At 30.8% G+C, this 23,748-nt stretch carries 25 protein-coding genes and 6 tRNA genes; 22 read left to right on the top strand and 9 right to left on the bottom strand.

What is annotated here, in order from left to right; all coding sequences use genetic code 11:
* The first annotated feature begins 91 nt into the window (after positions 1-91).
* From OB7_RS07620 to OB7_RS07590, 7 genes are all read left to right on the top strand, one after another.
* Positions 92-1,078: a hypothetical protein gene (locus tag OB7_RS07620; protein ID WP_114702937.1), complete on the top strand. Its 987-nt coding sequence runs from the start codon at positions 92-94 to the stop codon at positions 1,076-1,078.
* Positions 1,079-1,100: 22 nt separating this feature from the next.
* Positions 1,101-2,474 carry a PEP/pyruvate-binding domain-containing protein gene (locus OB7_RS07615; protein WP_114702936.1) on the top strand — a complete coding sequence of 458 codons (1,374 nt, stop codon included), beginning with the start codon at positions 1,101-1,103 and terminating at the stop codon, positions 2,472-2,474.
* On the top strand, positions 2,467-3,225 hold the full coding sequence (locus OB7_RS07610) for a S8 family serine peptidase (RefSeq protein WP_114702935.1): 759 nt from the start codon (positions 2,467-2,469) through the stop codon (positions 3,223-3,225). The genes OB7_RS07615 and OB7_RS07610 overlap by 8 nt, the downstream gene beginning before the upstream one ends.
* A 435-nt stretch (positions 3,226-3,660) precedes the next feature.
* Positions 3,661-5,103 (top strand): B12-binding domain-containing radical SAM protein, encoded by a 1,443-nt coding sequence (locus OB7_RS07605; RefSeq protein ID WP_114702934.1) that lies wholly within the window; start codon positions 3,661-3,663, stop codon positions 5,101-5,103.
* Positions 5,104-5,914: 811 nt separating this feature from the next.
* A complete protein-coding gene (locus tag OB7_RS07600) occupies positions 5,915-6,913 on the top strand; it encodes an ATP-binding cassette domain-containing protein (RefSeq protein WP_012579703.1) in 999 nt (332 codons plus the stop codon).
* Positions 6,888-7,694 carry an ABC transporter permease gene (locus tag OB7_RS07595; RefSeq protein ID WP_004104507.1) on the top strand — a complete coding sequence of 269 codons (807 nt, stop codon included), beginning with the start codon at positions 6,888-6,890 and terminating at the stop codon, positions 7,692-7,694. The genes OB7_RS07600 and OB7_RS07595 overlap by 26 nt, the downstream gene beginning before the upstream one ends.
* Before the next feature lie 3 nt (positions 7,695-7,697).
* Positions 7,698-8,522, top strand: coding sequence for an ABC transporter permease (locus tag OB7_RS07590; protein WP_004104495.1), 825 nt, complete (start codon positions 7,698-7,700; stop codon positions 8,520-8,522).
* Between the two features lie 356 nt (positions 8,523-8,878).
* Here OB7_RS07590 and OB7_RS07585 read toward each other — a convergent pair.
* Positions 8,879-8,967: transfer RNA gene (locus OB7_RS07585), tRNA-Leu, on the bottom strand.
* A 156-nt stretch (positions 8,968-9,123) separates the two neighbouring features.
* Here OB7_RS07585 and clpX point away from each other — a divergent pair.
* Together clpX and tsaD are read left to right on the top strand one after the other, a co-directional pair.
* Positions 9,124-10,347 (top strand): ATP-dependent Clp protease ATP-binding subunit ClpX, encoded by a 1,224-nt coding sequence (clpX, locus tag OB7_RS07580; protein ID WP_012579702.1) that lies wholly within the window; start codon positions 9,124-9,126, stop codon positions 10,345-10,347.
* Positions 10,348-11,340, top strand: a complete 993-nt coding sequence (gene tsaD, locus OB7_RS07575) for a tRNA (adenosine(37)-N6)-threonylcarbamoyltransferase complex transferase subunit TsaD (RefSeq protein WP_114702933.1) — start codon at positions 10,348-10,350, stop codon at positions 11,338-11,340.
* On the opposite strand, the gene OB7_RS07570 is transcribed toward tsaD, so the two are convergent.
* From OB7_RS07570 to OB7_RS07535, 8 genes are all read right to left on the bottom strand, one after another.
* Positions 11,330-12,250, bottom strand: a complete 921-nt coding sequence (locus OB7_RS07570; RefSeq protein ID WP_004104489.1) for a CBS domain-containing protein — start codon at positions 12,248-12,250, stop codon at positions 11,330-11,332. The two genes, tsaD and OB7_RS07570, sit on opposite strands and share 11 nt — an antisense overlap.
* A gap of 54 nt (positions 12,251-12,304) precedes the next feature.
* Entirely contained in the window at positions 12,305-13,159 is an 855-nt protein-coding gene (hflC, locus tag OB7_RS07565) for a protease modulator HflC (RefSeq protein ID WP_114702932.1), read from the bottom strand.
* On the bottom strand, positions 13,156-14,085 hold the full coding sequence (gene hflK / locus OB7_RS07560) for an FtsH protease activity modulator HflK (protein WP_004104484.1): 930 nt from the start codon (positions 14,083-14,085) through the stop codon (positions 13,156-13,158). Before hflK ends, hflC begins: the two co-directional genes overlap by 4 nt.
* Before the next feature lie 63 nt (positions 14,086-14,148).
* On the bottom strand, positions 14,149-14,655 hold the full coding sequence (locus OB7_RS07555; RefSeq protein WP_012579699.1) for a rubrerythrin family protein: 507 nt from the start codon (positions 14,653-14,655) through the stop codon (positions 14,149-14,151).
* A 28-nt stretch (positions 14,656-14,683) separates the two neighbouring features.
* Positions 14,684-16,675: a glycine--tRNA ligase subunit beta gene (gene glyS, locus OB7_RS07550; protein ID WP_114702931.1), complete on the bottom strand. Its 1,992-nt coding sequence runs from the start codon at positions 16,673-16,675 to the stop codon at positions 14,684-14,686.
* Positions 16,675-17,526, bottom strand: a complete 852-nt coding sequence (locus OB7_RS07545; RefSeq protein ID WP_114702930.1) for a glycine--tRNA ligase subunit alpha — start codon at positions 17,524-17,526, stop codon at positions 16,675-16,677. Before OB7_RS07545 ends, glyS begins: the two co-directional genes overlap by 1 nt.
* A gap of 15 nt (positions 17,527-17,541) precedes the next feature.
* Entirely contained in the window at positions 17,542-18,177 is a 636-nt protein-coding gene (locus OB7_RS07540; protein ID WP_114702929.1) for a hypothetical protein, read from the bottom strand.
* The gene (locus tag OB7_RS07535; protein ID WP_114702928.1) at positions 18,174-19,241 is read right to left on the bottom strand and encodes an FtsW/RodA/SpoVE family cell cycle protein; all 1,068 of its coding nucleotides are present in this window, start codon (positions 19,239-19,241) and stop codon (positions 18,174-18,176) included. Before OB7_RS07535 ends, OB7_RS07540 begins: the two co-directional genes overlap by 4 nt.
* Before the next feature lie 112 nt (positions 19,242-19,353).
* On the opposite strand from OB7_RS07535, the gene OB7_RS07530 reads away from it, so the two are divergent.
* From OB7_RS07530 to rplA, 13 genes are all read left to right on the top strand, one after another.
* A tRNA-Cys gene (locus tag OB7_RS07530) sits at positions 19,354-19,430 on the top strand.
* Positions 19,431-19,439: 9 nt separating this feature from the next.
* A tRNA-Met gene (locus OB7_RS07525) sits at positions 19,440-19,515 on the top strand.
* Between the two features lie 86 nt (positions 19,516-19,601).
* Positions 19,602-19,961: a 30S ribosomal protein S6 gene (rpsF, locus tag OB7_RS07520; RefSeq protein ID WP_004104467.1), complete on the top strand. Its 360-nt coding sequence runs from the start codon at positions 19,602-19,604 to the stop codon at positions 19,959-19,961.
* Positions 19,958-20,362 (top strand): single-stranded DNA-binding protein, encoded by a 405-nt coding sequence (locus OB7_RS07515; protein WP_114702927.1) that lies wholly within the window; start codon positions 19,958-19,960, stop codon positions 20,360-20,362. The genes rpsF and OB7_RS07515 overlap by 4 nt, the downstream gene beginning before the upstream one ends.
* A 25-nt stretch (positions 20,363-20,387) precedes the next feature.
* On the top strand, positions 20,388-20,612 hold the full coding sequence (rpsR, locus tag OB7_RS07510) for a 30S ribosomal protein S18 (protein WP_114702926.1): 225 nt from the start codon (positions 20,388-20,390) through the stop codon (positions 20,610-20,612).
* A 39-nt stretch (positions 20,613-20,651) separates the two neighbouring features.
* A tRNA-Thr gene (locus tag OB7_RS07505) sits at positions 20,652-20,727 on the top strand.
* A 9-nt stretch (positions 20,728-20,736) separates the two neighbouring features.
* Positions 20,737-20,823, top strand: a tRNA-Tyr gene (locus OB7_RS07500).
* Positions 20,824-20,848: 25 nt separating this feature from the next.
* Positions 20,849-20,998 (top strand): 50S ribosomal protein L33, encoded by a 150-nt coding sequence (rpmG, locus tag OB7_RS07495; protein WP_041427184.1) that lies wholly within the window; start codon positions 20,849-20,851, stop codon positions 20,996-20,998.
* A 6-nt stretch (positions 20,999-21,004) separates the two neighbouring features.
* Positions 21,005-21,080, top strand: a tRNA-Trp gene (locus OB7_RS07490).
* 25 nt (positions 21,081-21,105) lie between these two features.
* Positions 21,106-21,294: a preprotein translocase subunit SecE gene (gene secE, locus OB7_RS07485; protein ID WP_012579694.1), complete on the top strand. Its 189-nt coding sequence runs from the start codon at positions 21,106-21,108 to the stop codon at positions 21,292-21,294.
* Positions 21,295-21,311: 17 nt separating this feature from the next.
* Complete coding sequence (locus OB7_RS07480) at positions 21,312-22,376, top strand: transcription termination/antitermination NusG family protein (RefSeq protein WP_114702925.1); 1,065 nt, start codon at positions 21,312-21,314, stop codon at positions 22,374-22,376.
* 57 nt (positions 22,377-22,433) lie between these two features.
* Entirely contained in the window at positions 22,434-22,859 is a 426-nt protein-coding gene (rplK, locus tag OB7_RS07475; RefSeq protein WP_004104446.1) for a 50S ribosomal protein L11, read from the top strand.
* A 25-nt stretch (positions 22,860-22,884) separates the two neighbouring features.
* On the top strand, positions 22,885-23,583 hold the full coding sequence (gene rplA / locus OB7_RS07470) for a 50S ribosomal protein L1 (protein ID WP_114702924.1): 699 nt from the start codon (positions 22,885-22,887) through the stop codon (positions 23,581-23,583).
* Positions 23,584-23,748: the final 165 nt, after the last annotated feature.

Genomic DNA, 23,748 nt, shown 5'->3' with positions numbered 1-23,748 from the left:
ATTTTTTCATTGATAATTTTCCACAAATACCTTTACTAATGTTTGTTTTCATTCTCTTAAAAAACATTGAAAGGAGGAAAATTTCGTCTTCATGGTATTTAAATGGTCAATACCTTATGTAAAAAACGAAAATAATGGAATAATATTTGTAGATTTTTATAGTGTTTATAAAATTCGTTCAAGAATTCACATTGATTTTTACACAAAAGGTTTAATAAGAAGAATACATTTCTTTTCTCCATCTTCAAATGCCTTAGAATACAATCCAGGGGTTGTACATATTCCTATCGAGGATTTTAATTCCTATTCAAAGGAATTAAATGATACCTTTAGTTCATATGATAAAATACACTATATTATTAAAAACGCAAACAAAAGTTTACATAAATGTTCTTACATGAATATATTAGTAGAACATATAATCAAAAAAAACCCAAGTAAACTGACCAAAAAATTGATAGAAGAATTTGCAAATAGTGTCTATGAAATGATGAAATTCTTTAACTTAAATGAAGAACTGAGCTTAATAGATAAAATTCAAAATTACTTAAATAATTTTTCAAAAAAACTGGATTTTTTACCTATACCTGACATTATTCCTGCAATCCTAAATCCAATTAATCTATCTTATAATGATATCTTAAGATTATCTGGATATAAATTATATTTACAGCTATTTTCGATGGAAAAATTCGAAGAAAATGCTGCCTTTCTGTTGGGATTCGATATAGAAGAATTACAAGAAATAAATGAACATTTTATAAATTCATGGTTATTAAAACTGATTGATCATAAAAATTCAAAACAAATCGCTTCAGAAATAAAAAAACTATTAAGCAAATACTATTCTCATTATGAAAGAGTACAGAAAATACTTAAAATTCTAAGTTCATCCTCAAATGATAAAACTGTTTATTTAAAAAAATTACTTAGTCTCCAAATAACACTTTTAAATCATGAAGAACAAAGGCATTATTGGCAAATGAGATCTCTTCGTAATTTTTATAGACTTTTTAAACTCTTTAATCTACCTACATTAGACTCAAATTTAAGTGACTTATTGAAAAAATTAAAGTAAATTCGTATAAGGAGTTGGAAAAATGTTTAAAGTTATGGATAAAAACTCTACTATTTCGCCTTCTAATATAGGTACAAAAGCTTATAACTTATACTTTTTGTACAAAAATGGTGTTAACATTCCAGATACTTATTGTTTACCAAATAAATATTGTGCAGATTTTATAATTTCCAATGGATTATATGATGAAATAAAAAAAATGGTTTATCTAGATAATTATGATGCTCTAAAGTATAAATATCTAAACATCATAAAACATAAAAATAGATTTAAAATCCCATATTCATTAGTAGATGTTTTAAAACAATTGCTTAAAAAAAATACTTTATGGGCCATACGTTCATCCTCTGCTTATGAAGACACCTTATCAGCGTCATTTGCAGGTATTTACAAAAGCATAATTGGCATACCTTCAGATCTAGTTATTTTAGGAAAAGCCTTACGAAAGGTTTGGTTAAGTAGCTTTTCGCATGATTTAATTACATATATGAAAAATATTATAAAACTTAATCCAAAGGAAATATTAGAAATTATTTTACACGGAATGCCAGTTATCATTCAAGAGCTAATAAATTCAGAAAAATCAGGATTAGTCTTTTCTGAACATCCAGTTAACCCAAAACATTCGGAATTTTTCTTCGAATGTATAAGAGGGCTTTTAGAACCTTTGACATCAGGAATGATTTGGAACGAAAGCTTCATTTTTGATGGTAACAAAGTGTTTTCACATTTTTTTGAAGAACAAAGACTCGGCTTCTTTGCAATAAAAAATATCAATAAAAACCTTCTTCCGGGTGATAAAGTTCAATTATTCCAGGAAAACAAGCCTAGAATATTTTCATATTTTAAAAAAAGAAGCAAATACATTCATATATTAAGACTTCCTTTTGAACTTTGGAATACTCCTGTCTTGAGTGATCCGGAAATTTTAAAAATATACAATACTTTATCTCATGTTTCCAACAAGTTTCCAAAAGCTGAAGCAGAATGGACTATTAAAAATGGCAAAATTTACTTTCTACAAATTCGACCAATTACAACACAATCCAATTTCCCAAACTATAGATTTTACTTAGATCATAAGGGAGAATTTCAAGGGCTCGGAGTTTCTTCTGGTTATGCTGAGGGAACATTATTCTTTTGGAAAAATAAAATAGATGAGAATCTCGAAAACAAAATACTGGTAGTTCATGAAATGACCCCTGATTTACTACCTTACTATTCAAAAATTAAAGGTATAATTTCAGAAACTGGAAGTGTGTTATGTCATGGTGCAATATTAAGTAGAGAATTTGAAATTCCTTGTGTAATTCTTCCAAAAGCTGCTCAACTACTAAGATTCTTTAAAAAAGTTGCAATTGATGGTTATGAAGGGAAAGTGATAAAACTTGAATAATAAAATTTTAAAAGTTAGAGAATTATTAAAAAATTCAAGTGGCCAAGCAATAAATATATGTATTATAGACAGTGGTATTGAATTATCCCATGACTGGATAAATATAAAATTTTTGAAAACGTATAAATTAACCAATAAAACAGAAAATGAATATAAAATCATAGAATCAACAAAAGTAACTGATCCAATAGGTCATGGTACAGCTATTTCTTTTCTAATTAGCAAAATTGCACCTAACGCAAGAATTTTTCATATAAAAACTTTTGACAGAAATGAAGAAGAATTTGACAAGTTTTTTTTCGCTTTACAATGGTTATATCTTCAACAAAAACAGAATAACATAAGATGTGATATATTAAACTTAAGCTTAGGATTTAATAACGAAAATCTTTTAGAAAAAATGGAAGATATATTATCAAAACTGAAAGAAACAATGATAGTTTTACCATATAATAATTATCACCATAGATTAAAAAAAACAATAAATATTGAAATAAGTAAAAAATTAAAAAGTGCATTTCAAATTGAAATAATAGATTACAAAAAACTTTTAATAGGAGCTTTAGGAGAAAATATACCTGTTCCATGGAAAGAAAACTCATATGCTAGAGTCTCTGGAAAGAGTTATGCTTGTAGTATTTTTACTGGTTTACTCGCAAGATTAAAAGAAAAATTTCGCATAAATACTATTGAAGAACTTGAAATTTTAATTTATAAACTTCTAAAAGAAGGAGAAAAAAGAATCAAGTAAAAACACACAAACACTAATAGTAATATGATTAAAAGTGATAATAGTGATATTTAAATTAAAAACAAAGGTTCGAAAAGCAGACACATAAATGAAAAAACAGATTTTTTCATTAGGTGAAACTCCCAATAAAAAAATAAGCAAACTTATCATAATAATTTAAATAGGTTAAAGAAACCATGAATAGCAAACAATCCCGATGGACATAAGAGGTTAGTTTAATAAAAATAGTGAAAAAAATTCGAAAAAGCTGTGAGATAAATTAAAATAGTAATTAGTGAATTAATTTAAAACATTAATTAAAGACGGAATAATGAATAAAACAACTAAAAGTCTAATAAACTCTTTCAAAAAGATAGAAAATAATTTATCAAAAAATTAAGATAAAAAATTTGAATAGACTAACTAAACACATTATTTTAAAGAGGAGGGAAATCATTGAAATATGATGTGGTATTAGTATTTTCTAAACTTGATGAACGCAAAAATCCACCAAAAGTTATTCGTGATCATCTAGGCTTGGCATTCTTGACTACTATACTTAGAAATAATGGATATAAAGTAAAACTCATTCATGCTGATAATCTTTGTTTAACTGCCGAACAAACAGCAAATGAAATTCTAAATTCTAAAGCTTATCTAATAGGATTTTCTGTTATTCAACAAAACTTAAGAACAACTTTAAAAACTATAGAAATACTTAAAAAAAAGAGAGCAAAGGCTAAAATAATCTTAGGAGGTCATCACGCAACACTAGCATACAAGTACTTGCTATTCAACTATCCTATTGATGGTATTTTTTGTGGAGAAGCTGATGAGCAAATACTCAAAATTGCTGAAAGATCGAAACTTGGAAAAAATTTCAAAAATATAAAAGGAATGGCATTCACAGAAAATGGGGAAATTATCTATGAGCCACTAGATAAAGCACCTGATCTTGACTTTTCATATTTGCCTGCTCGTGACGCTATAACACAAATAGATAATCAAAACCCTTCTCAAAAAATTGTTAAAATTCTCTCCATTAGTAGTAGTAGGGGGTGCATAGGTAATTGTATCTATTGTACAATACCAAATTTTTATAAAAAACCTTACAAAGAATGGACTATATGGAGAGGCAGAGCTGCAAATATTGTTGTAAATGAAATAGAAAACTTAATAGAACTTTTTAAGCCAAACTGGTTTGAAAATTTTATAACATTTGTAGATGATGACTTCTTATCTGTATCCGATGCAAGAGAAAGGGCATACCAAATAGCCGATGAAATACTAACTCGAAAAATAAAAGGTTTCTATAAATTTTCATCCCGAGCAGATAGCCTGTTAAAAGATATTAAGCTTTTAAAATATTTATACAAAGCTGGATTTGTAAGTGTCTTTATTGGTGTTGAAGGAGGAACTGACAAAGTTTTGAAAATTTATAGAAAAGGATTAAAAATAGATCAAATAAAAAAAGCTATACATTTATTAAGAGATATAAATATGTTCAGATATGATATTGGATTTATTCTGTTTAATCCTTTCATATCAATTGAAGAATTGTTCAAAAGTGCCGCTTTTCTTAAAGACATAGGGATCGGAACACCTTCCATATGGTTTTGGCAACTTCAAGCTCTACCAGGAACTAGTTTTGAAGAAACATTAATTAATGATAACTTAGCAAAACCAAATTTTTCTCACTTTTTACCTTACGAATATTACTTTATCGATAAAAAGGTAGAGCGTATTTGCCAATTCATAATGAAACATGTACAAAATGAAAGAATAATTTTGAATATGTCTGGTCTTTTAAGTAAATTAGCCGATATACTATTATTATTAAAACGTTTAAAAAAAATCAAAAAAGAAGTTGTTGAAAAATTAGATAAAACTCTACAATAATATCAACAAAAATTAGCAAATGAAAATTTCAATTTTTTAAAAAAACTAGAAAAAAATATTAAAGAATCAGATGAAAGCTGGAACATTATCAAAGCTCAATACATTAATAAACTAGAAAAATTTTACTCTGAAATTTCTAAAATTTCTATATATACTATTAAAATGATTCATAGACATTACAATGATAATTCTACTACTGGCATATAAATTAACAATGAAACATAGAATTATTATACACCAATTATTTTACAATAATTTCATATAATTAGTAGTTAATAAAAAACATGCTTTTTGAAAAGATTTTTTGTTTTAACATGTCCGTAATCTGAATTCTTTATACAATATATTGTAAAATATAATTCGATTACAATTAACTAAACCAGGAAAATATCAACTTGAAATTTTGGCATATACAGTTAAAATTTTTAAATTTTAAATTTAAAAAATCTAATATTATAATTGGAATTATAAACATCTATGTTATAATCAACCTAATTATCTTAAAATTAATTTTAAAATAATAAACCAAAATTATTTTTAAACAATTTGTATAAATATTGATATAATAATTTTGTTTTTGATATAATTTATTTTAGAATTTTTATGATTAAATAATTTTATAATAATACCATTTTTTATGTCTTAATTACACTTTGTCTTTTAACAAAGATAATGAATATATTTCAATTAAAATTTTCACCCGCAAAGGTTAAAAATTAAAAATTCTAATTTTTGCTATCTTTCATATTATTGCAACTAAAAATTTTGTTACACGCTACAATAAACACAATAAAAGGGAGGAGGGGTGTTATTGATAAAAGTTGAAAAATTAACTAGAAATTATAAAATTCCAAATAACAAAGGCAATTTTTTCGTAAGACTATTTAATTCCAGATACAAAACCATTACAGCTTTAAACAATGTTTCCTTTACCATTTCTAAAGGTGAAAAAGTTGCAGTCTTAGGACTCAATGGTAGTGGAAAATCCACACTTTTCAAGATTTTAACTGGAATAATATCACCATCATCTGGCTCATGCAAATGTTTAGATTATGACCCTTTTAATGAAAGAAAAAAATACGTAAAAAATATAGGAGTTTTATTTGGGCAAAAAACACTTCTTATTCCTGAGCTTAGCGTGTATGATTGTTTAAAATTATATAAAGCAGTTTATGAACTGAAACAAAAAGATATAGATTATCGACTTAAAATCTTCGATAAACATTTTGGAGTGGAAAAATTACTTCATAGAATAGTACGAACTCTATCCCTTGGAGAAAGAATGAAAGCTGAAATACTAATGGCCACAATTCATGATCCATTACTTTTCTTTTTTGATGAACCTACTATAGGTTTAGACGTACAAGCTAAAAATGCATTTAAAGATTTTCTATTAAACTATCCATTTGGTTCTGAAAAAACAGTACTTATAACCACACATGACATTTCTGTGATAAAAGAATTCGCTACCAGAATTTTACTCCTTAATAATGGAAAATTAGTATTAGATATCAAAACCAAATATTTAAAAGATAAATTTGGATTTAAAAAATTAGTTATAGATTTTAAGAGAGAACCTACAAAAAGTATTATGGAAAATATTAAAACCTTTGGCTGCCCTATAGAAAAAAATAAAAATAAACTTATAATCAAAGTTCCTGTAAATGAAAAAGAAAAAATTGAAACTATAAAAAAGAAAATTGTAACAGATGAAAGCATAATATCATTTAAGGTAGAAAATATGGATTATGAAGAAACTATAAATTGGCTTATGGGGGAATTCTATGCGGACGTTCAGAAAATATCTTGAAATTATAAAAATTGGCGTTTTTTTAAGTTCAAGAAGGCTTTTATATTTTAGAGTCTCAACTTTTTTTGATATTCTTGGTAATACTCTTTTTCTCATAATAAACATAGTATTTTGGAAAATTATTTATACAAATATACAGTTCTTTAATGGATGGACTATTGAACAAATGTATCTCTTTACCGCTTTTACAGAATTTTTTCATGTTTTCACCAAAATTTTCTTTCCGGTTTCTGGTAAATTATGGAAATTAATATATACTGGAAAACTTGATAGCTATCTAATTAAACCTGTAGAACCTTTTATGCTACTAAATACACTTAATTTAAGATTAGAAAATATTTTTAACTTAATTCCTTCTGTTTTATGGATATTAGTCCTAATAAATTATTACAAAATTAAACTTGACGTTTTATCATTTATTATAGCTTTACTTTTCAATTTTGTAGCTGTTTTCGTTTATTCATTGATTCAAATGTCTACAAGTACTGCTTCCTTCTGGTTTGGAAAAATATCTGCTATTGACGAACTTTCTGATTCACTAGCTATGCTAGTAAATTACCCTCATACAATATTCCCATTCTTTATTCGTATTTTTATGATTACCCTTTTACCTTTTGGATATGCCTCAACTGTTCCTGCTTTTGTTACTTTAAAATTGAAGTATATTGGAACTTTTTCAGCACTTGCAATTGGAGCTGCTTTTACAATTATTCTATGGGTAACTATCTTTAAAATTCTTTGGAAATTCGGTATAAAAAAATATAATAGTTATGGAGGATGAAAAATGAATTTGCAGAACATTATAAAAGAAACATTTAGAATCACAAACATAATGAAGGAATCCTATATACTAAATTTGAAAAAAGCTTTTTCTAATAGAATTGAATTGTTCACAAAACTTTTTGGATACCCGGCTAGATTATTCATGTTTTACTTTCTCTGGCTATCAGTCCTAGAAAATAGAGCTTTCCCTAATTTGGAAAAATCTTACATTATTGGATATTACACTATATCTCTCTTTTTATCTCAAATATTTCCTTTCATTCGAAAATCGCGTGAAATACGGCAAAATATTTTTTCTGGTGAAATAGCAAATTATTTAGCAAGGAATCTTCCATTCGGAATTGTTAATCTAATGGAGTATGTAGCAACAATATCAATATATCTACTTTTCGTAACACCAATAGCATATGTCCTCTTAGGAATTTTTGCCAATGTACTCCCAAATGCACCCACATTGATAATGTTTTTAATTCTTGGATTTTTAGGAAGTATTCTTAGATATTCCATATGGTATGTTATTGGTTTAGTTTCTTTCTATACACATGAGAACATAGGAATTATAACCTTCTATTTAACAATAGAAAACTTATTTTCAGGTTCTTTATTGCCACTGAAAGTTTTTCCCGAAACTTTTCAAAAAATTCTTAACATTCTTCCATTCAGGTTAATGTTATATACCCCTGTAGACACTCTTTTCAACAACACAAGCTTTTCTGATTTTTTTATCAATTTTTCTCTTCAAATACTGTGGTTAGCATTTGTCCTTATTTTAGCAGCAATAATATGGAAGGAAGGTTTGAAAAAATTTTCTGCTTATGGAATTTAAATGATTGTTATTTCTAAAAATTAGGTGTAAAATCATTTTTGTTTTGGTCAGATAAAAATACAAACATCTCCATTATTTCAAAATAACTAAAAAATAGAGCAAATCGTTCTAATGATAAACGCTTATAATTATGAAATTTATTTTAAATATCCTTTTCCAAAATTATTATTTATAACCCCCTTTGAAATAAAAAAGGACGGGGGTTTTATTATTTTTAAATATTTTCCCTCTTATATCTTTTATTGTACGCTCCACGGAAACGAATTCTGTCCCATAATGTATATAATCTTAAAAAAGAAAATTTTATTTAATCTAATTATATAAAAAAACGGGAGCCAACATTGGCCCCCATTTTTTGGTGCCGAGGGCGGGACTCGAACCCGCATGGGGCGTCAACCCCAGTTGATTTTGAGTCAACCGCGTCTCCCAATTCCGCCACCTCGGCATAGACTAATATCACGATAAATATTTTAACATATAAATCTAGTATGTCAATAACCAGAAGGTTAATTACTGTGAAAAAAAGACTAAACATAATAGAAACAATTTAATTTTATTAATATGATAAAATTAGAATGAATTAATTTAAGGAGGCAAAAGAATGGCTCAAAAGTTTTGTTCATTCTGTGGAAGATCGTCTGATAAAGTAGAAAAACTTATTGCTGGACCCGGAAATGTATATATATGCAACGATTGTGTTGATATTTTTCATGACATTCTAAGTGAAGAAAAAAGAAGTTTTTCTCCAAAAAAAGACAAGAAAAATCTTCCAAAACCATCTCAAATAAAGGCAGAACTAGATAAGTATGTCATCGGGCAGGAAAGAGTTAAAAAAATCCTGTCAGTCGCTGTTTACAACCACTACAAACGTGTATTTTCTGATATTGATTTTGACGATGTTGAAATCGAAAAATCAAATGTTATACTAATAGGACCAACCGGTAGTGGTAAAACTCTTCTTGCAAGAACACTTGCAAAAATATTGGATGTCCCGTTTGCAATTGCAGATGCAACCCCACTTACTGAGGCCGGCTATGTTGGAGAAGACGTAGAAAATGTTATACTAAGACTTCTTGAAGTTACAAATTTTGATATAGAACGCGCACAATACGGTATCATATATATCGATGAAATCGACAAAATCGCAAGAAAATCACCAAATCCATCTATTACAAGAGATGTTTCAGGTGAAGGAGTCCAACAGGCACTATTGAAAATAGTTGAGGGAACTATTGCAAATGTTCCACCACAAGGTGGAAGAAAACATCCTTATCAAGAGTTCTTAAAAGTTGATACATCAAACATCCTATTTATCGTTGGTGGAGCATTTGATGGAATTGAAGAAATAATAAAAAGAAGAATTCAAAGCAGTGCACTTGGTTTTAATGCACCTGTAAAAAGTAAAAAGGATATGAGGCTGGGGGAAATTCTTTCTCACGTAACTCCAGAGGATTTAGTACAATACGGTCTCATTCCAGAATTTGTTGGAAGATTTCCTGTAATTGGAGCGTTGGAAGATTTAACAGAAGATGATATGGTAAGAATATTGACTGAACCTAAAAATGCTATTTTAAAACAATACAAAAAACTATTCCTCCTTGATAACGTAGAACTCGAAGTAACCGAAGAAGCATTACGTGCAATCTCAAGAAAGGCTTTAGAGAGAGGAACTGGCGCAAGGGCACTAAAAAGCGTCTTTGAGGAAGTTATGATCGACGCAATGTTTGAACTTCCTGATCTAAATAACATCGAAAAGGTTATCGTCACTGAAGAGTGTGTAACTAACAAAGAAAAACCACAGCTTGTAATGAAGGAGTCAGCATAGATGATAGTTTTAGGTATAGAAACCTCTTGTGATGAAACATCAGTTGCAATTCTCAGCGATGGAAAAATTTTAAGTAACGTAGTTTCTTCACAAATAGATATTCACAAAAAATTTGGTGGTGTCGTGCCAGAAATTGCGGCAAGACACCACCTTTCTAATCTTCCAATAGTATTTAAAAATGCTATAGATATGGCGAATATATCCATTGATCAAATTGATTTGATCTCTGTAACATATGGCCCTGGCTTAATTGGAGCACTTCTTGTTGGAATATCCTTTGCAAAGGGGCTTTCTTTAAGATTAGGCAAGCCATTAATTGGTGTAAATCACATCGTTGGACATGTATTTGCAAACTACATAACATATCCACATCTTAAACCACCATACATTGTTTTAATGGTATCAGGAGGTCACACTGAAATTTTATTAGTTAAGCAAGATGATGAAATAGAAGTACTAGGAAAAACTGTTGATGATGCAGCAGGAGAAGCATTTGACAAAGTGGCAAGGATACTTGGACTTGGGTATCCTGGTGGCCCAGAAATTGATAAATTATCCAAAAACGGTGATGAAAATAAATTTAATTTTCCAAGGCCAATGATGGATTCTAAAAACTATAACTTTAGTTTTTCTGGATTAAAAACTGCTGTGTTATACACCGTACAAAAATTTGATAAATACAATATTCCAAAAGAAGATATTGCCGCATCTTTTCAAAAGGCTGTCGTTGAGATACTTTTAAAGAAAACATTCAAAGCTGCAAAAGATTCAAATGTAAATACCATAGTACTTGCAGGCGGTGTTGCTGCCAATTCATATCTTAGGAAAAAAGCTCAAGAGCTATCAGAAAAACAAAACATTAAAGTTTTAATCCCACCTCTTGAATTTTGTACAGACAATGCAGCAATGATAGCAATGGCAGGATACAAATTATATAAAAAAGGTATTTCTTCAGATTCAACATTAGAGGCTGTGCCAAATCTTAAGATTTAAAAAATACCATTTCTACTATAACACCTTTATCTTTCTCAGAAAGAATAACCAATTTGTCAGAGTATCTTTTCATATTTGGAAGGCCCATCCCTGCACCAAAGCCTAACTCTCTAACATGATCCGGTGCTGTAGAAAAACCTTCCTTCATGGCAAGATCAAGATTTTCTATACCTTTTCCCTTATCCTCAATCCTTACCACAATACTATCATCTTTTATAAAACAATATATTTCTCCCTCACTTCCACTATGAATTACTACATTTGCCTCAGCCTCATAAACACTAATTGCTATTTTTCTAACAAGTTTTTCATCTACACCTTTAGAAAGTAAAAACTTTTTCAAACTTGCAGCACCTATTCCTATCTGGTTTATATCATAATAATCTATCTTAAAATAAAAATCGCTCTCTTCTTTTTTTAAGTCCATTCCCAAAATTAGAGATTTTTCTGAATTTTGAAGCGCCCTTTCGCGTCTTTCATCATGAAGGTACATTATCCCTAGTTTCATTGCCACACTCTTTAATATATCATTTTTTGTAACTATTCCTACCAATCTGTGCTCATCATCTACCACAGGAAATCTTCCATATCCATACTTTTCAAAGAGCTCCATAACATCCCTAAGAGTATCGTTAACATTTACAACTACAACGTTTTTTGTCATTTTTTCCTCTACAAGTGCATTTAAACTATTTGCTTCAAGACATTTTATTATATCTTCTATACTTATTATTCCAACAACTCTCTTTTTGTAATTAACAACTGGCACACCGGAAATTCTTTTGAGCCTTAGAATTTCCTTAACCTGTGCAATAGTTCTGTTTGGCAGCACATAAATTACATCACTATTCATAAATTCCGAAACTTTCATATCCGAAAATATATGTTTTACTTTGTCAAACAAATCCATTTATATCAAACTCCTTTTAGCTAAAATCCTTAGGGGAAAGCTTCCCCTAAGGAATTATTTTACCTCAAAAATATACTTAAATATCTCTAGATCTTTTCCAAAAATTACAGTTCCATTGTTTAGTATTGTATCATATGCACTTAAACTTCTCCAAAGTTCAAAAAATTCTGGATTAGTCTGATATGCAAGTGCATAAATTCTAGTAGCGCTTGCCTCACCATCACCTCTAATCTTTTCAGCCTGGCTTTGCGCCTGGGCTAATATAACGGTAACGTTTTTATCAGCTTCAGCCCTTATTTTTTGTGCTTCCTTTTGACCTTCTGCTCTGATTTGTGCTGCTATACTGTATCTTTCAGCCTTCATTCTCTCATATACTGCATTTACGTTTTCAGATGGCAAATCTGCATGTTTTACCCTAACATCTACTATTTCTATTCCAAAATTTTCAAGATCAGCTCTTGAAAGAGTTGTTACCTCTTTCAAAAAACTTTCTCTTTTGTCTGATATAATCTCATCAAAAGAGTGCTTTGCAAAGACATTTCTGATATTCGAGTATACTATATCATCTATCCTTGATTCAGCAAGACCAATTGTTTTCATTGTCTCTATAAATTTCTTTGCATCGACTATCTTCCATAGAGCATATGTGTCAACTATCAACGTCTTTTTATCTAACGTGATAATTTTTTCTGGTTCGATATCATATAGAAGTATTCTCTTTTCAAACTTTACAACGTTGTCTACAAACGGAGTTCTAAAATGTATTCCTGGTGTTGAATATGTATTTACTATCTGTCCAAACCTTAAGACTACAGCCTGCTGAGTTTGATCAACAACAAACATTGAAAGCGTTAAAAATATAATAACAATTAGTAAAATTACTGATATTGTTATTATTTTGGCTTTCATTTTGTATCACCACCAATCAAATCGTTAACATTCAAGAGTTTTATTGTACCACTATCATCAAGAACAAAAATATTTTTTGTACTTGAAAATACCGATTGTAATTTCTCAAGGATCAATCTTTTTTTGGTTATTTCAGGTGCTATTTCATATTCTTTTAAAACGCTTAAAAACCTCTGTGTTTCACCTTGAGCCTCAAGTATCTTCTTTTGAGCATAAGCTTCGGCTTCTCTCAAAATCTTTTCTGCTTGACCTTGGGCTTTTGGAATAACATCATTTGCATACTTTGTCGCCTCATTTATAAACCTTTCTTTATCTTGTTTTGCATTGTTTACATCATCAAATGCAGCAACAACCTGATCAGGTGGTGCAACCTCTTGCAAATATACCTTGTTAATTAGTATCCCCGAATCGTAACTATCTAATATCTCCTGGACTTTTTCTGCAGTCTCAAGAGCTATTTTATCCCTCTCAACAGTTAAAACATCGTCAATAGTTCTTACTGCAATTCTTTCCCTTAAAACAGACTCTGTTGTAAACCTTACCAGCTCTTTGCCATTTATAACATTAAACGCAAATTTTACAGGATCCTTTATTCTATATTGTACTGCTGCTTCAACACTGATGATATTTCCATCGCCTGTTAACATCAGCGCTTCTTCATTTACAGTTCTGTATGAAATTTTTCCATAGCTTTCAATAGTCCTAAAACCTATTTCTTCCTTTCTAATAGTCTCAACATCTACAATTACGTGAGATTGAAATGGATAAGGAAGATGAAAATGTATACCAGGACCTGTCGAATGTGTATATTTTCCAAAAGTTTTAATAAGTGCAACTTCAGATGGGCCAACTTGATAAACACCTATTGACAAATAAATTAAAATGATAATTGCTAGAACAAGCCAACCAATTAATTTCTTCCACATCAAACCACCTCCAAATAAATAAATGGGGGATCTATTTCCCCCATTTATCTTAAAACTTAATAATTAAAATTCAACAAATTTATCCTTTGGCGCACCACATACAGGACATTTTTCTGGTGCTTCGTCTTCTACTGTATATCCACAAACTGGACAGATATAAATTTTTTCTGCTGGATAATCCTCACCTTTTTCAACTAATTCTTTTGCTTTTTTGTACATATCCGCATGTATTTTTTCTGCCTCCAATGCAAAGTGCGTACTTCTAACAGCATCTTTTTCATCTTGAAATTCTGCAGCATTTTTATAGACTGGATACATCTCTTCAATTTCAAAAGTTTCTCCATCAATACAGCTTTGAACGTTATCTTTCATATCATCAGAAAGTTTTTTCAAAACTTTAAAATGATTCTTTGCATGAACATACTCTGCATATGCAATTGCTTTAAAAAGTTTTGAAAGTTTTAAAAGCCCCTTTTTTTCTGCCTCTTCTGCAAATATTAAATATTTCATATGCGCCATAGATTCACCTGCAAAAGCTGCTTCTAAAAATTGTTTTGTCATCTCACGCATACCTTTCACCTCCCCATTTGTTATTATATCATTTTTTCTCTATAAGGTTCAAATCTCCAAGTTTTAAAAAGAGATTGTCTAGATTCTTTAAAAATGCAAGTCTATTCATTCTAATATCATCTTGCTTTGTCATAACAAAAACATTATCAAAGTAATTATCTATATATGGCCTTAATTCAATCAAGTACTTTAAGGCTATATCGATGTTTAGATTATCTATTGCCTCAAGTATCTTTGGCTTTTGCTCTATATACTTATTAAATAACTCTTTTTCTGCTTCATCTAGGAACTTTGTACTATCAAATTCATATGAATCAAATTTGCTGGAAATGTTATGCACACGTTCAAATCCTGTAAGAAGGTGTTGAAATTCTTCTTGTTCTACAATGTCAATCAACGATTCTGATACAAGTCTTCCATACAATGGTTTTTTCCAAAATCTTCTTACAGCCCTTGCTATATCGTACCTTGTATTTTGATTAAATAACTCATACCTTGTTTCAAAAAATTCAATAAGTTCATTTGGAATATCTTTTGAAAATAAACTTGCAGCAAACTTTGAAAGATTTTCAAGGTCAATATTGAAACTATATTTGACTATAATTTCAAATATGGTATCAGTTTTTTTCCTAAGTCCAAATGGATCTTTTGAACCAGTTGGAATATTTCCTACTAAAAAGTTTCCTACAATAGTATCAATTCTATCAGCTATTGCGACAACTGCACCTGTTAAACTTTCTGGAACATCTTTATAGTGTTCTTCTATTCCAATTGCAACTTTATAATCTTCTCCATCTTTTAGTGCATATATTCTTCCCATAGTTCCTTGAAGCTCAGGAAATTCATACACAACATTCGATGCAATATCTGCCTTACAAAGATGGGCTATTCTTAAAATCCTTACCTTATCTGAATATCCAATGCTTAAATCATCGCACAACTTTTCTGAAATTTTTTCAATTCTTTCAACTTTATCCATTAAAGTTCCAAGATCCTTCTGGAAAATTATATCCTTTAAAGATTCATTAAATTTCTCCAATGGTATTTTCAAATCTTTTTCATAGTAATACCTTGCATCTTCCAATCTTGCATTTACAACTTTCTCGTAACCTTTCTTTATAATATCTATATTACCAGTTGGTGAGTCAATAAATGAAAGAAATTTATTGGTTATCTTTTCACCCTCATATACTGTAAATGACCTCTGGTGATGTTTAATAGTTGTAGTAATTAATTCCTCAGGCAATTTTAAATACTCTTTAGAAAAACTTCCCTCAACTACTTGTGGATACTCACAAAGTGTTACTACTTCATCTATTAAATCTTCATCTTTTAAAACACTGTAATTTGAAAGAATATCTTCTACCACTTTTTTTCTCTCATCGTGTAGAGCAATAACATTTGTATCTTTGAGCTTTTTAAAATAATCATCTATTCCATATATTTCTATAGGCTCGTCTTTAACAAATCTATGACCAAACGTCTTATTGTCCGCTTTTAAATCAAAAATTTCAAAATCCAAAACTTTTCCATTATATAATGACAAAATCCAGTGAGGAATTCTAACAAAAGAATAAGTTCCATTACCCCACCTCATCGGTTTTCTAAAACTTAATTTTGAAATAATACTTGGAATGTTTTCTTTCAAAATAACGTCTGAACTTTTTCCTTCTATCTTTTTTTCTATATATACATAGTTATCTTTTATTACAATATCTTCTAAAGAAGCCCCATTTGATTTTAAGAAACCTTCAAGCGCTCTTGTAGCCTGCTTGTTTTCATCATATGCAATATTTACAGAAGGCCCCCTCTTTTGGACAATTTTATCACCTTGTTTTTCATCGAGATCTTTTATATAAAATCCAAAACGCCTTGGAGCATAAAAAACTTTCAATTCACCATATGATAAGCCTTCATCTTCCAAAAGTTTTGAAATCTTTTCATTCAATTGAACCAATATGTTCTCAACTTCTGTGGTTGGAAGTTCTTCAACACCTATTTCAAAAATGTACTCAGCCATTAATTTTCACCTTCCTCAATTTCTAAAAATCTTTTTGCACATTGCATAGCCATACTTCTTATATCTCTAATATAATTCTGTCTTTGTGCAACACTAATTGCATTTCTTGCATCAAGAAGGTTAAAGGTATGAGAACACTTGACTAATTGCTCATATGCTGGAAGAAATAGATTATTTTCTATCAATCTATTAAACTCTTCCCTGTATAATTCGTATAATTTAAATAACTTTTCAACATCAGCCATTTCAAAGTTATAAATTGAAAATTGTTTTTCGTTTTCTAAAAAGAGCTCCCCATATTTTACATCCTTATTCCACATAACATCATAAACGTTATCTACACCTTGAAGATACATTGCTATTCTTTCTAAACCGTATGTAATTTCAAGTGGTATCTTTTTCAAAGATATGCCTCCAACTTGTTGAAAATAAGTAAACTGTGTAATTTCCATTCCATCGAGCCAAACTTCCCAACCAACACCCCACGCACCAAGTGTAGGTGATTCCCAGTTATCCTCAACAAATCTTATATCATGCTCTCTAGGATTAATTCCCAATGCTTCTAGTGATTTTAAATAAAGTTCCTGAGAATTTTCAGGGTTTGGCTTTATAATCACCTGATACTGCAAAAATCTTTGCATTCTATTCGGATTTTCCCCATACCTTCCATCTGTTGGCCTTCTACTTGGTTGAACAAATGCAACTCTCCAATCTCTGCTTCTTAAGACTCCAAAAAAGGTTGATGTATGGAATGTTCCTGCACCCATTTCCATATCATATGGTAGGTCTATAAAACAGCCATTTTGAGCCCAAAACTCATCTAATTTTTTTATCACATCTTGCAAATACACCGTATATCTCCTCCTTTATCTTCCAGGAACATATAAACTAAATGTTTTCATCAAATTATCTACCTTCATATCCTCTATATGAACAATCTTTGTTGGGTGAAATGATGAGCCTACACCATAAAATAAAAGATATACTTTGCCAGCCTTTCCTACAACAATATCAGCATCTGGTGGAACTATTATATCGTAATCCGTCATAATCTTTGGACTTTTAAAGTAATAAAACTTATACTTTGAAAGTCCAGGGTAAATTTCTCTTGAAAAATACGTCTTTTTGTCATCTTTAACCGTAACCCAGCTAGGTTCATTGCCAACTACAAAAACCATGAAATATCCAGTTCCTGGCTCATCTTCAATATTATTTAAAATGTATTCTAGATCAGCTCCAAAATTTTTTAAATAATTAACCGAAAGTATGTATTTATCCAAAACCGAGTTTGGTCCAAATTTGCTTTCAAGATCTTTTAGTTTAACTTCGTAACCATTTAATTTGTTCTCAACAAATTTTTTCAAAGAATTATACTCATCTAAAATTTTTCTATACCTGAAAAAATTACCAAAAGCAAAAAAGACTGTGATTATAAAAAGTATTATTACCCCAAATACTAAAACATAAGGCCAAATACGCTCCCGTCTTCTTTTGTGAATCATAAAATCACCTTCCTTGATTTATCAACAAGTGCTAAAGACTTAAAAAGAAAACCAATCATAATCCCAAATATAAATGTCGATGTTCCACCATAGCTTAAAAATGGAAGCGGAATTCCTGTTACTGGCATTATACCTATATTCATTCCAATATTTTCAAAAACATGAAATACAAATGCTGATAGAATTCCGACAGAAACAAGTCTCCAAAAATCGTCTTTAAAATCTTTCATCTTACTAAACGCTCTAATTATAATAACTAGATATGCTGCAAGGACTAGTATACTTCCTAAAAATCCAAATTGTTCGCCAATTGCCGAAAAAATAAAATCTGTTTCCATTTTTGGAACATATTTACCATTTACAGCCGGAGAAATTAAATACCCTCTTCCAAGAAGTCCGCCAGAACCAACTGCATTTTTCGACATTATAACATTGTAGGCAGCTCCTTGTGCATATTTTTCTGGGTTTAAAAACGATAATATCCTTGCGCGCTGATAGTCTTTCAAAAAGAAAAAGTATATTATTGGAATAGCACCTATTCCACTTCCAACTATAGGTAGGATATACTTAAAAGATACCCCTGAAAACAAAAGCATTGTAAACCATACAAAGATATGTAACACCGACATTCCTAAATCCGGTTCCCTTAATATCAAAAATACTGGAACTGCTAAAACAAGAATCGAGAAAAACAAAGATCTTAAATCTTTTTTTACAAAGATAATTGATAGCATAAGTATTAACGATAATTTTGAAAGTTCTGAAGGTTGAAAAGAAAGTCCAAAAAATCTAAACCATCTTATAGAACCATATATCCTAGTTCCAAAAATCAACACAGCAGCCAGTAAAACTACAGAAATTATATATAAAGGTATCACTAATTTCTTAATCAAATTTTCTTTAAGAAAATAAATAAAAATTGCTGCTCCTATTGCCAGCAAGTCCCAGAAAAATTGTTTAACAACCAAATATTTAGATACGCTATATAAATTCAAAAGTCCAAAAACAATTAAAAATATAACCGAAATTAAAATTATAAAATCAAATTTTTTGTTCTCTTTCATTTTATTCACCAAAGAAATTATATCATAAATTATAAAATGTATATATTTAACATTCTTTTAATAAAAGACTTATTGACAGAAGAAATATATTATGTTAAAATCTGACTTGCGAGGCGACGTGGCCAAGCGGTCAAAGGCGGGGGTCTGCAAAATCCCTATTCGTGGGTTCAAATCCCACCGTCGCCTCCAAAGTAAAGTGGGCTCGTAGCTCAGTTGGCAGAGCGTCCGGCTCATAACCGGATGGTCGGGGGTTCGATTCCTCCCGAGCCCACCAGAAGGGAGCAATAGCTCCCTTTTATTCTGAAAACCCGTTCCATCTAAAAAAGGTGGGACCAAAAGACCGAGGGAGGAGGTGCAAGAATGAGAATATACGAAACAATGTTTATCATCAAACCAGACATTGCAGAAGAAGAAAGAGAAAAAATTGCAAACGGTGTTGTAGAATTTTTGAAAGAAAAGTTAAATGCACAAATAGACAATGTAGACAGATGGGGAATAAGAAAAACAGCATATCCACTTAAGAAATACAACGAAGCAGATTACACGGTGGTATATTTCAGGGCAACTGGAGAAAATCTTAACGAGCTTGAAATGTATTTTAAAGTCAGACCAGAATTTTTAAGATGGCAAACATTTAGAAGAATCGACCTAGAAAAGAAAGAAAGAAAAACAGCAAAAAAAGTGGAGACGGTTGAAAATACCGAGAAGGTGGAAGAGTGAACTATAATAAGGTCGTCCTGGTTGGGCGGCTGACGAGGGATCCAGAAGTTAAACAAACAATAAATGGGACAATAGTTGCGACATTTACAATAGCAGTAAATAGAAGCAACAGAAGGGACAATGATGAAGTAGATTTTATAAGAATAGTTACATTCAGCAGATTAGCGGAATTCGTTCAAAATTATTTGACCAAAGGTAGACTAGTCCTTGTTGAAGGAAAACTAAGAATAAATAGATGGCAGACAAGTGACGGACAAAACAGGACTACTCCAGAAATTTGGGCAGATCAAGTTACGTTTATGGACAAGAAAGATGATGTTCCAATAGTACCGGAAGCTGAAAATGAAATTGAATATGACGAGTTGTTTGATAACAATGATAATGATGAACCGCCATTTTGATCTTTGAAAAAAGGAGGTAATATAAATGAGATATAGAAGAAAGAGAAAACCAAAAGTATGTAAGTTATGCCAATCAAAGGTAGAATATGTTGACTACAAAGATGTCAAACTTCTAAGAGAATTTTTAACAGAAAAAGAAAAGATAATTCCAAGAAGAATTACCGGAAATTGTGCAAAACACCAAAGAATGGTTAAAATTGCAATTAAGAGAGCAAGACAAATGGCACTTTTACCCTATGTAAAGTATTGACAGGTTCTTTGATATAAGGTATAATAGAAACCGCAGCGAGCCAGCGTAGCTCAATTGGCAGAGCGATTGATTTGTAATCAATAGGTTGAGGGTTCGAGTCCCTCCGCTGGCTCCAAGTATAGGTGGTGAGGTGCCCGAGCGGCCAAAGGGGGCGGACTGTAAATCCGCTGGCAGAATGCCTTCGAAGGTTCGAATCCTTCCCTCACCACCAGATTTTTTTAATAGGAGGGAAGACGATGAGAATGCAAGTCGCTTTGAAATGTTCTGAATGTGGAAATAAAAATTATTATACGACTCGAGAAAAAAACAAGAAGGAAAAGTTAGAACTTAGAAAATATTGTCCAAAATGTAATAAACACACGAAGCATGTAGAGACTAAAGCATAAAAACGCAGGGGCGTAGCTCAACTGGCAGAGCACCGGTCTCCAAAATCGGGTGTTGCGGGTTCAAGTCCTGCCGCCCCTGCCAAATTTTTTTATGGGGGAGATGCCAGATGGAAAAATTAAAAAAATTTTTTAGAGAAGTAAAGACTGAAATTAAAAAGACACATTGGCCAAATAGAAAAGAGCTTTGGGGAGCAACAGGTGTTGTTCTGGTTATTTTGTTGGTTACCGGTGTTTACTTCTTTGCTCTTGACTTGATTTTCTCAGGCGCATTGAGTGCTTTATTTAAGTTTTTTTAATTTTTGAGGTGGTATAAATGAAAAAAAGATGGTATATTTTACAAACATTGGCGGGGTATGAAGCTACCGCCAAAGAGAATTTGGAAGCGAAAATAAAAGCTCAAGGACTTGAGCATGTTATTTCTAGGGTACTTTTACCCGAAGAAGTTGTTATTGATGCTTCTTCAAAATCATCTGAAAGACACATCGTCTCCTTAAATGCTAAAATTCTTGTATCAAATGGTACTTTAGTTAAAAAAGGTGACGTTTTAGCTGAAGAGCCAGCTATAAGGGTTAGAAGAGATGGCATTGTAACTGATGTAAGAAATGCCAAAAAGGTTGTTATAGAAACTGAAGATAAGAAATTTACCAAAACATATGTTATTCCTCAGAAAAATAAACCAATTACAGGACTTAAAATTGGTGGACACGTAAAGCAAGGAATGCCACTTTCCAGTGATGAAGAAATTATTTGTGAAATAGATGGAAAAATTATTCAAACCGAAAATATGAAAAGAATTGTTGTAAGAAATTCAATTAGTGAAATAGATGTATATGTTGTTCCAAATGAAACATTTGTTTCTACCATTAAGAAAGGAACACAGGTAAAAACTGGGCAGATACTAGCTGAGCCAAAAAAGGTTACCGCAAAAAGTTCTGGGAGAATTGAAATCATAGATTTTCCAACAAAAAAAGAAATAAAGGTTCAAAAAGTAAAGGTTAGAAAGCTTTTCCCGGGTTATCTCTTTGTTGAAATGATCATGAATGACGAATTTTGGCATTTTGTTAGAACCGTTCCTGGAATTATAGATTTTGTTTCCTCAGGCGGTAGACCAATTCCAATTAATGATAAAGAAGCAAAAGTTCTATTGAGACTTGCTGGTGTTGAAGAAACACCACAGGTAGAAAAAGAAAAGGAAATAAAGATTGAATTTGATTTCGAAGTAGGAGACTCTGTAAAAATTGTTTCAGGACCATTTGAAGGTTTTGTTGGTAGCGTAAAAGAAATTAACCCTGAGCACAATGAATTGAAAGTTTCTGTTACCATTTTTGGTAGAGAGACACCAGTCACTGTTCATACCAGTGAAGTTGAAAAAGTTTGATATACTTGTTACCAAGTGGGAGGGTTAACCCTATAACCACAAGAAGGAGGTTGTATTATGGCAAAAAAGGTAGTTGCACAGGTAAGATTGCAACTTGAAGCAGGAAAAGCTACTCCTGCACCACCAGTTGGTCCTGCATTAGGTCAACGTGGTGTAAACTTAATGGAATTCTGTAAGAAGTTTAACGCAGCGACTGCTGATAAAGCAGGTATGATAATTCCAGTAATTATCACAGTATACGAAGATAGGTCATTTACATTTATTACAAAAACACCACCAGCATCATTCTTGTTGAAAAAAGCAGCAAAATTAAACTCTGGTTCTCAAGAACCAAAGAGAAAAATGGTAGGAAAAGTTACAAGAGACCAAATTAAAGAAATTGCAGAAATCAAAATGAAAGATTTAAATGCAAATGATATTGAAGCGGCCATGAAGATAATTGAAGGAACCGCAAAAAGTATGGGAATTGAGGTTGTAGACTAATAAATTTTAGGAAGGAGGAGGCAAAATGCCGAAGCACTCCAAAAGGTATAATGAGGTAAGAAAACTTGTAGACAGAAACAAAGACTATGACTTAAACGAAGCAATCGATCTTGCTAAAAAAGTTGCAACAGCTAAATTTGATGAAACAGTTGAACTACACATAAAAACAAACATCGATTACAGAAAATCTGACCAACAAATTAGAAGTACTATTTCATTGCCACATGGTACTGGTAAAGAAGTTAAGGTTTTGGTATTTGCAACTGGTGAAAAGGCTGAAGAAGCAAAAGCAGCAGGCGCAGATTATGTTGGAGCAGAAGATTTAGCTGAAAAGATACAAAAAGAAAACTTCTTGGATTTTGACGTTGCAATAGCAACACCAGATATGATGAGAGTAATAGGTAAACTAGGTAAAATTCTTGGTCCAAGAGGCTTAATGCCAAATCCTAAAGCTGGCACAGTCACAAATGATGTTGCTTCAGCAGTTAAAGAATTCAAAAAAGGTAGAATGGAAGTCAGAACCGATAAAACAGGAAACTTACATATTCCAGTTGGTAAAGCATCATTTGACAACGAAAAGTTAAAAGAAAATATAAAGTCAGCATACGAGCAAATATTGAATTTAAAACCAGCAGGAGTTAAAGGTAACTTTATAAAGAAAGTTGTCCTTTCAACAACAATGGGACCTGGTATAAAAGTTGATCCTGCAACATTAACACAATAAAGTAATAAAATCTCCCTTTCAACTTTGAAAGGGAGATTTTTTATTAAATTAAAGATCTTCGCCAAAAATGATTATTTTAGTATCTTTATATAATTTTTTTACTATGCAAAAAAAAATGCTCCACCCAAGATGGAGCATTTTTTATACATTAATATTTATCTTTTA

The organism is Thermosipho africanus Ob7 (genome assembly GCF_003351105.1).
Lineage (GTDB): Bacteria > Thermotogota > Thermotogae > Thermotogales > Fervidobacteriaceae > Thermosipho > Thermosipho africanus.
The sequence above is the reverse complement of the archived record's forward strand: the minus strand, read 5'-3'. Positions and strand labels throughout refer to the sequence as shown.

Excerpts from the sequence above, each read along its gene's own strand:
- rpsR (WP_114702926.1), top strand. The coding sequence starts at position 20,388 with ATGAGATATAGAAGAAAGAGAAAACCAAAAGTATGTAAGTTATGCCAA.
- rplK (WP_004104446.1), top strand. The coding sequence starts at position 22,434 with ATGGCAAAAAAGGTAGTTGCACAGGTAAGATTGCAACTTGAAGCAGGA.
- OB7_RS07535 (WP_114702928.1), bottom strand. The coding sequence starts at position 19,241 with ATGAAAGAGAACAAAAAATTTGATTTTATAATTTTAATTTCGGTTATA.
- OB7_RS07595 (WP_004104507.1), top strand. The coding sequence starts at position 6,888 with ATGCGGACGTTCAGAAAATATCTTGAAATTATAAAAATTGGCGTTTTT.
- hflC (WP_114702932.1), bottom strand. The coding sequence starts at position 13,159 with ATGAAAGCCAAAATAATAACAATATCAGTAATTTTACTAATTGTTATT.
- OB7_RS07555 (WP_012579699.1), bottom strand. The coding sequence starts at position 14,655 with ATGCGTGAGATGACAAAACAATTTTTAGAAGCAGCTTTTGCAGGTGAA.
- glyS (WP_114702931.1), bottom strand. The coding sequence starts at position 16,675 with ATGGCTGAGTACATTTTTGAAATAGGTGTTGAAGAACTTCCAACCACA.
- OB7_RS07615 (WP_114702936.1), top strand. The coding sequence starts at position 1,101 with ATGTTTAAAGTTATGGATAAAAACTCTACTATTTCGCCTTCTAATATA.
- rpsF (WP_004104467.1), top strand. The coding sequence starts at position 19,602 with ATGAGAATATACGAAACAATGTTTATCATCAAACCAGACATTGCAGAA.
- hflK (WP_004104484.1), bottom strand. The coding sequence starts at position 14,085 with ATGTGGAAGAAATTAATTGGTTGGCTTGTTCTAGCAATTATCATTTTA.
- OB7_RS07590 (WP_004104495.1), top strand. The coding sequence starts at position 7,698 with ATGAATTTGCAGAACATTATAAAAGAAACATTTAGAATCACAAACATA.
- tsaD (WP_114702933.1), top strand. The coding sequence starts at position 10,348 with ATGATAGTTTTAGGTATAGAAACCTCTTGTGATGAAACATCAGTTGCA.
- OB7_RS07620 (WP_114702937.1), top strand. The coding sequence starts at position 92 with ATGGTATTTAAATGGTCAATACCTTATGTAAAAAACGAAAATAATGGA.
- OB7_RS07540 (WP_114702929.1), bottom strand. The coding sequence starts at position 18,177 with ATGATTCACAAAAGAAGACGGGAGCGTATTTGGCCTTATGTTTTAGTA.
- rplA (WP_114702924.1), top strand. The coding sequence starts at position 22,885 with ATGCCGAAGCACTCCAAAAGGTATAATGAGGTAAGAAAACTTGTAGAC.
- OB7_RS07570 (WP_004104489.1), bottom strand. The coding sequence starts at position 12,250 with ATGGATTTGTTTGACAAAGTAAAACATATATTTTCGGATATGAAAGTT.
- OB7_RS07480 (WP_114702925.1), top strand. The coding sequence starts at position 21,312 with ATGAAAAAAAGATGGTATATTTTACAAACATTGGCGGGGTATGAAGCT.
- clpX (WP_012579702.1), top strand. The coding sequence starts at position 9,124 with ATGGCTCAAAAGTTTTGTTCATTCTGTGGAAGATCGTCTGATAAAGTA.
- secE (WP_012579694.1), top strand. The coding sequence starts at position 21,106 with ATGGAAAAATTAAAAAAATTTTTTAGAGAAGTAAAGACTGAAATTAAA.
- rpmG (WP_041427184.1), top strand. The coding sequence starts at position 20,849 with ATGAGAATGCAAGTCGCTTTGAAATGTTCTGAATGTGGAAATAAAAAT.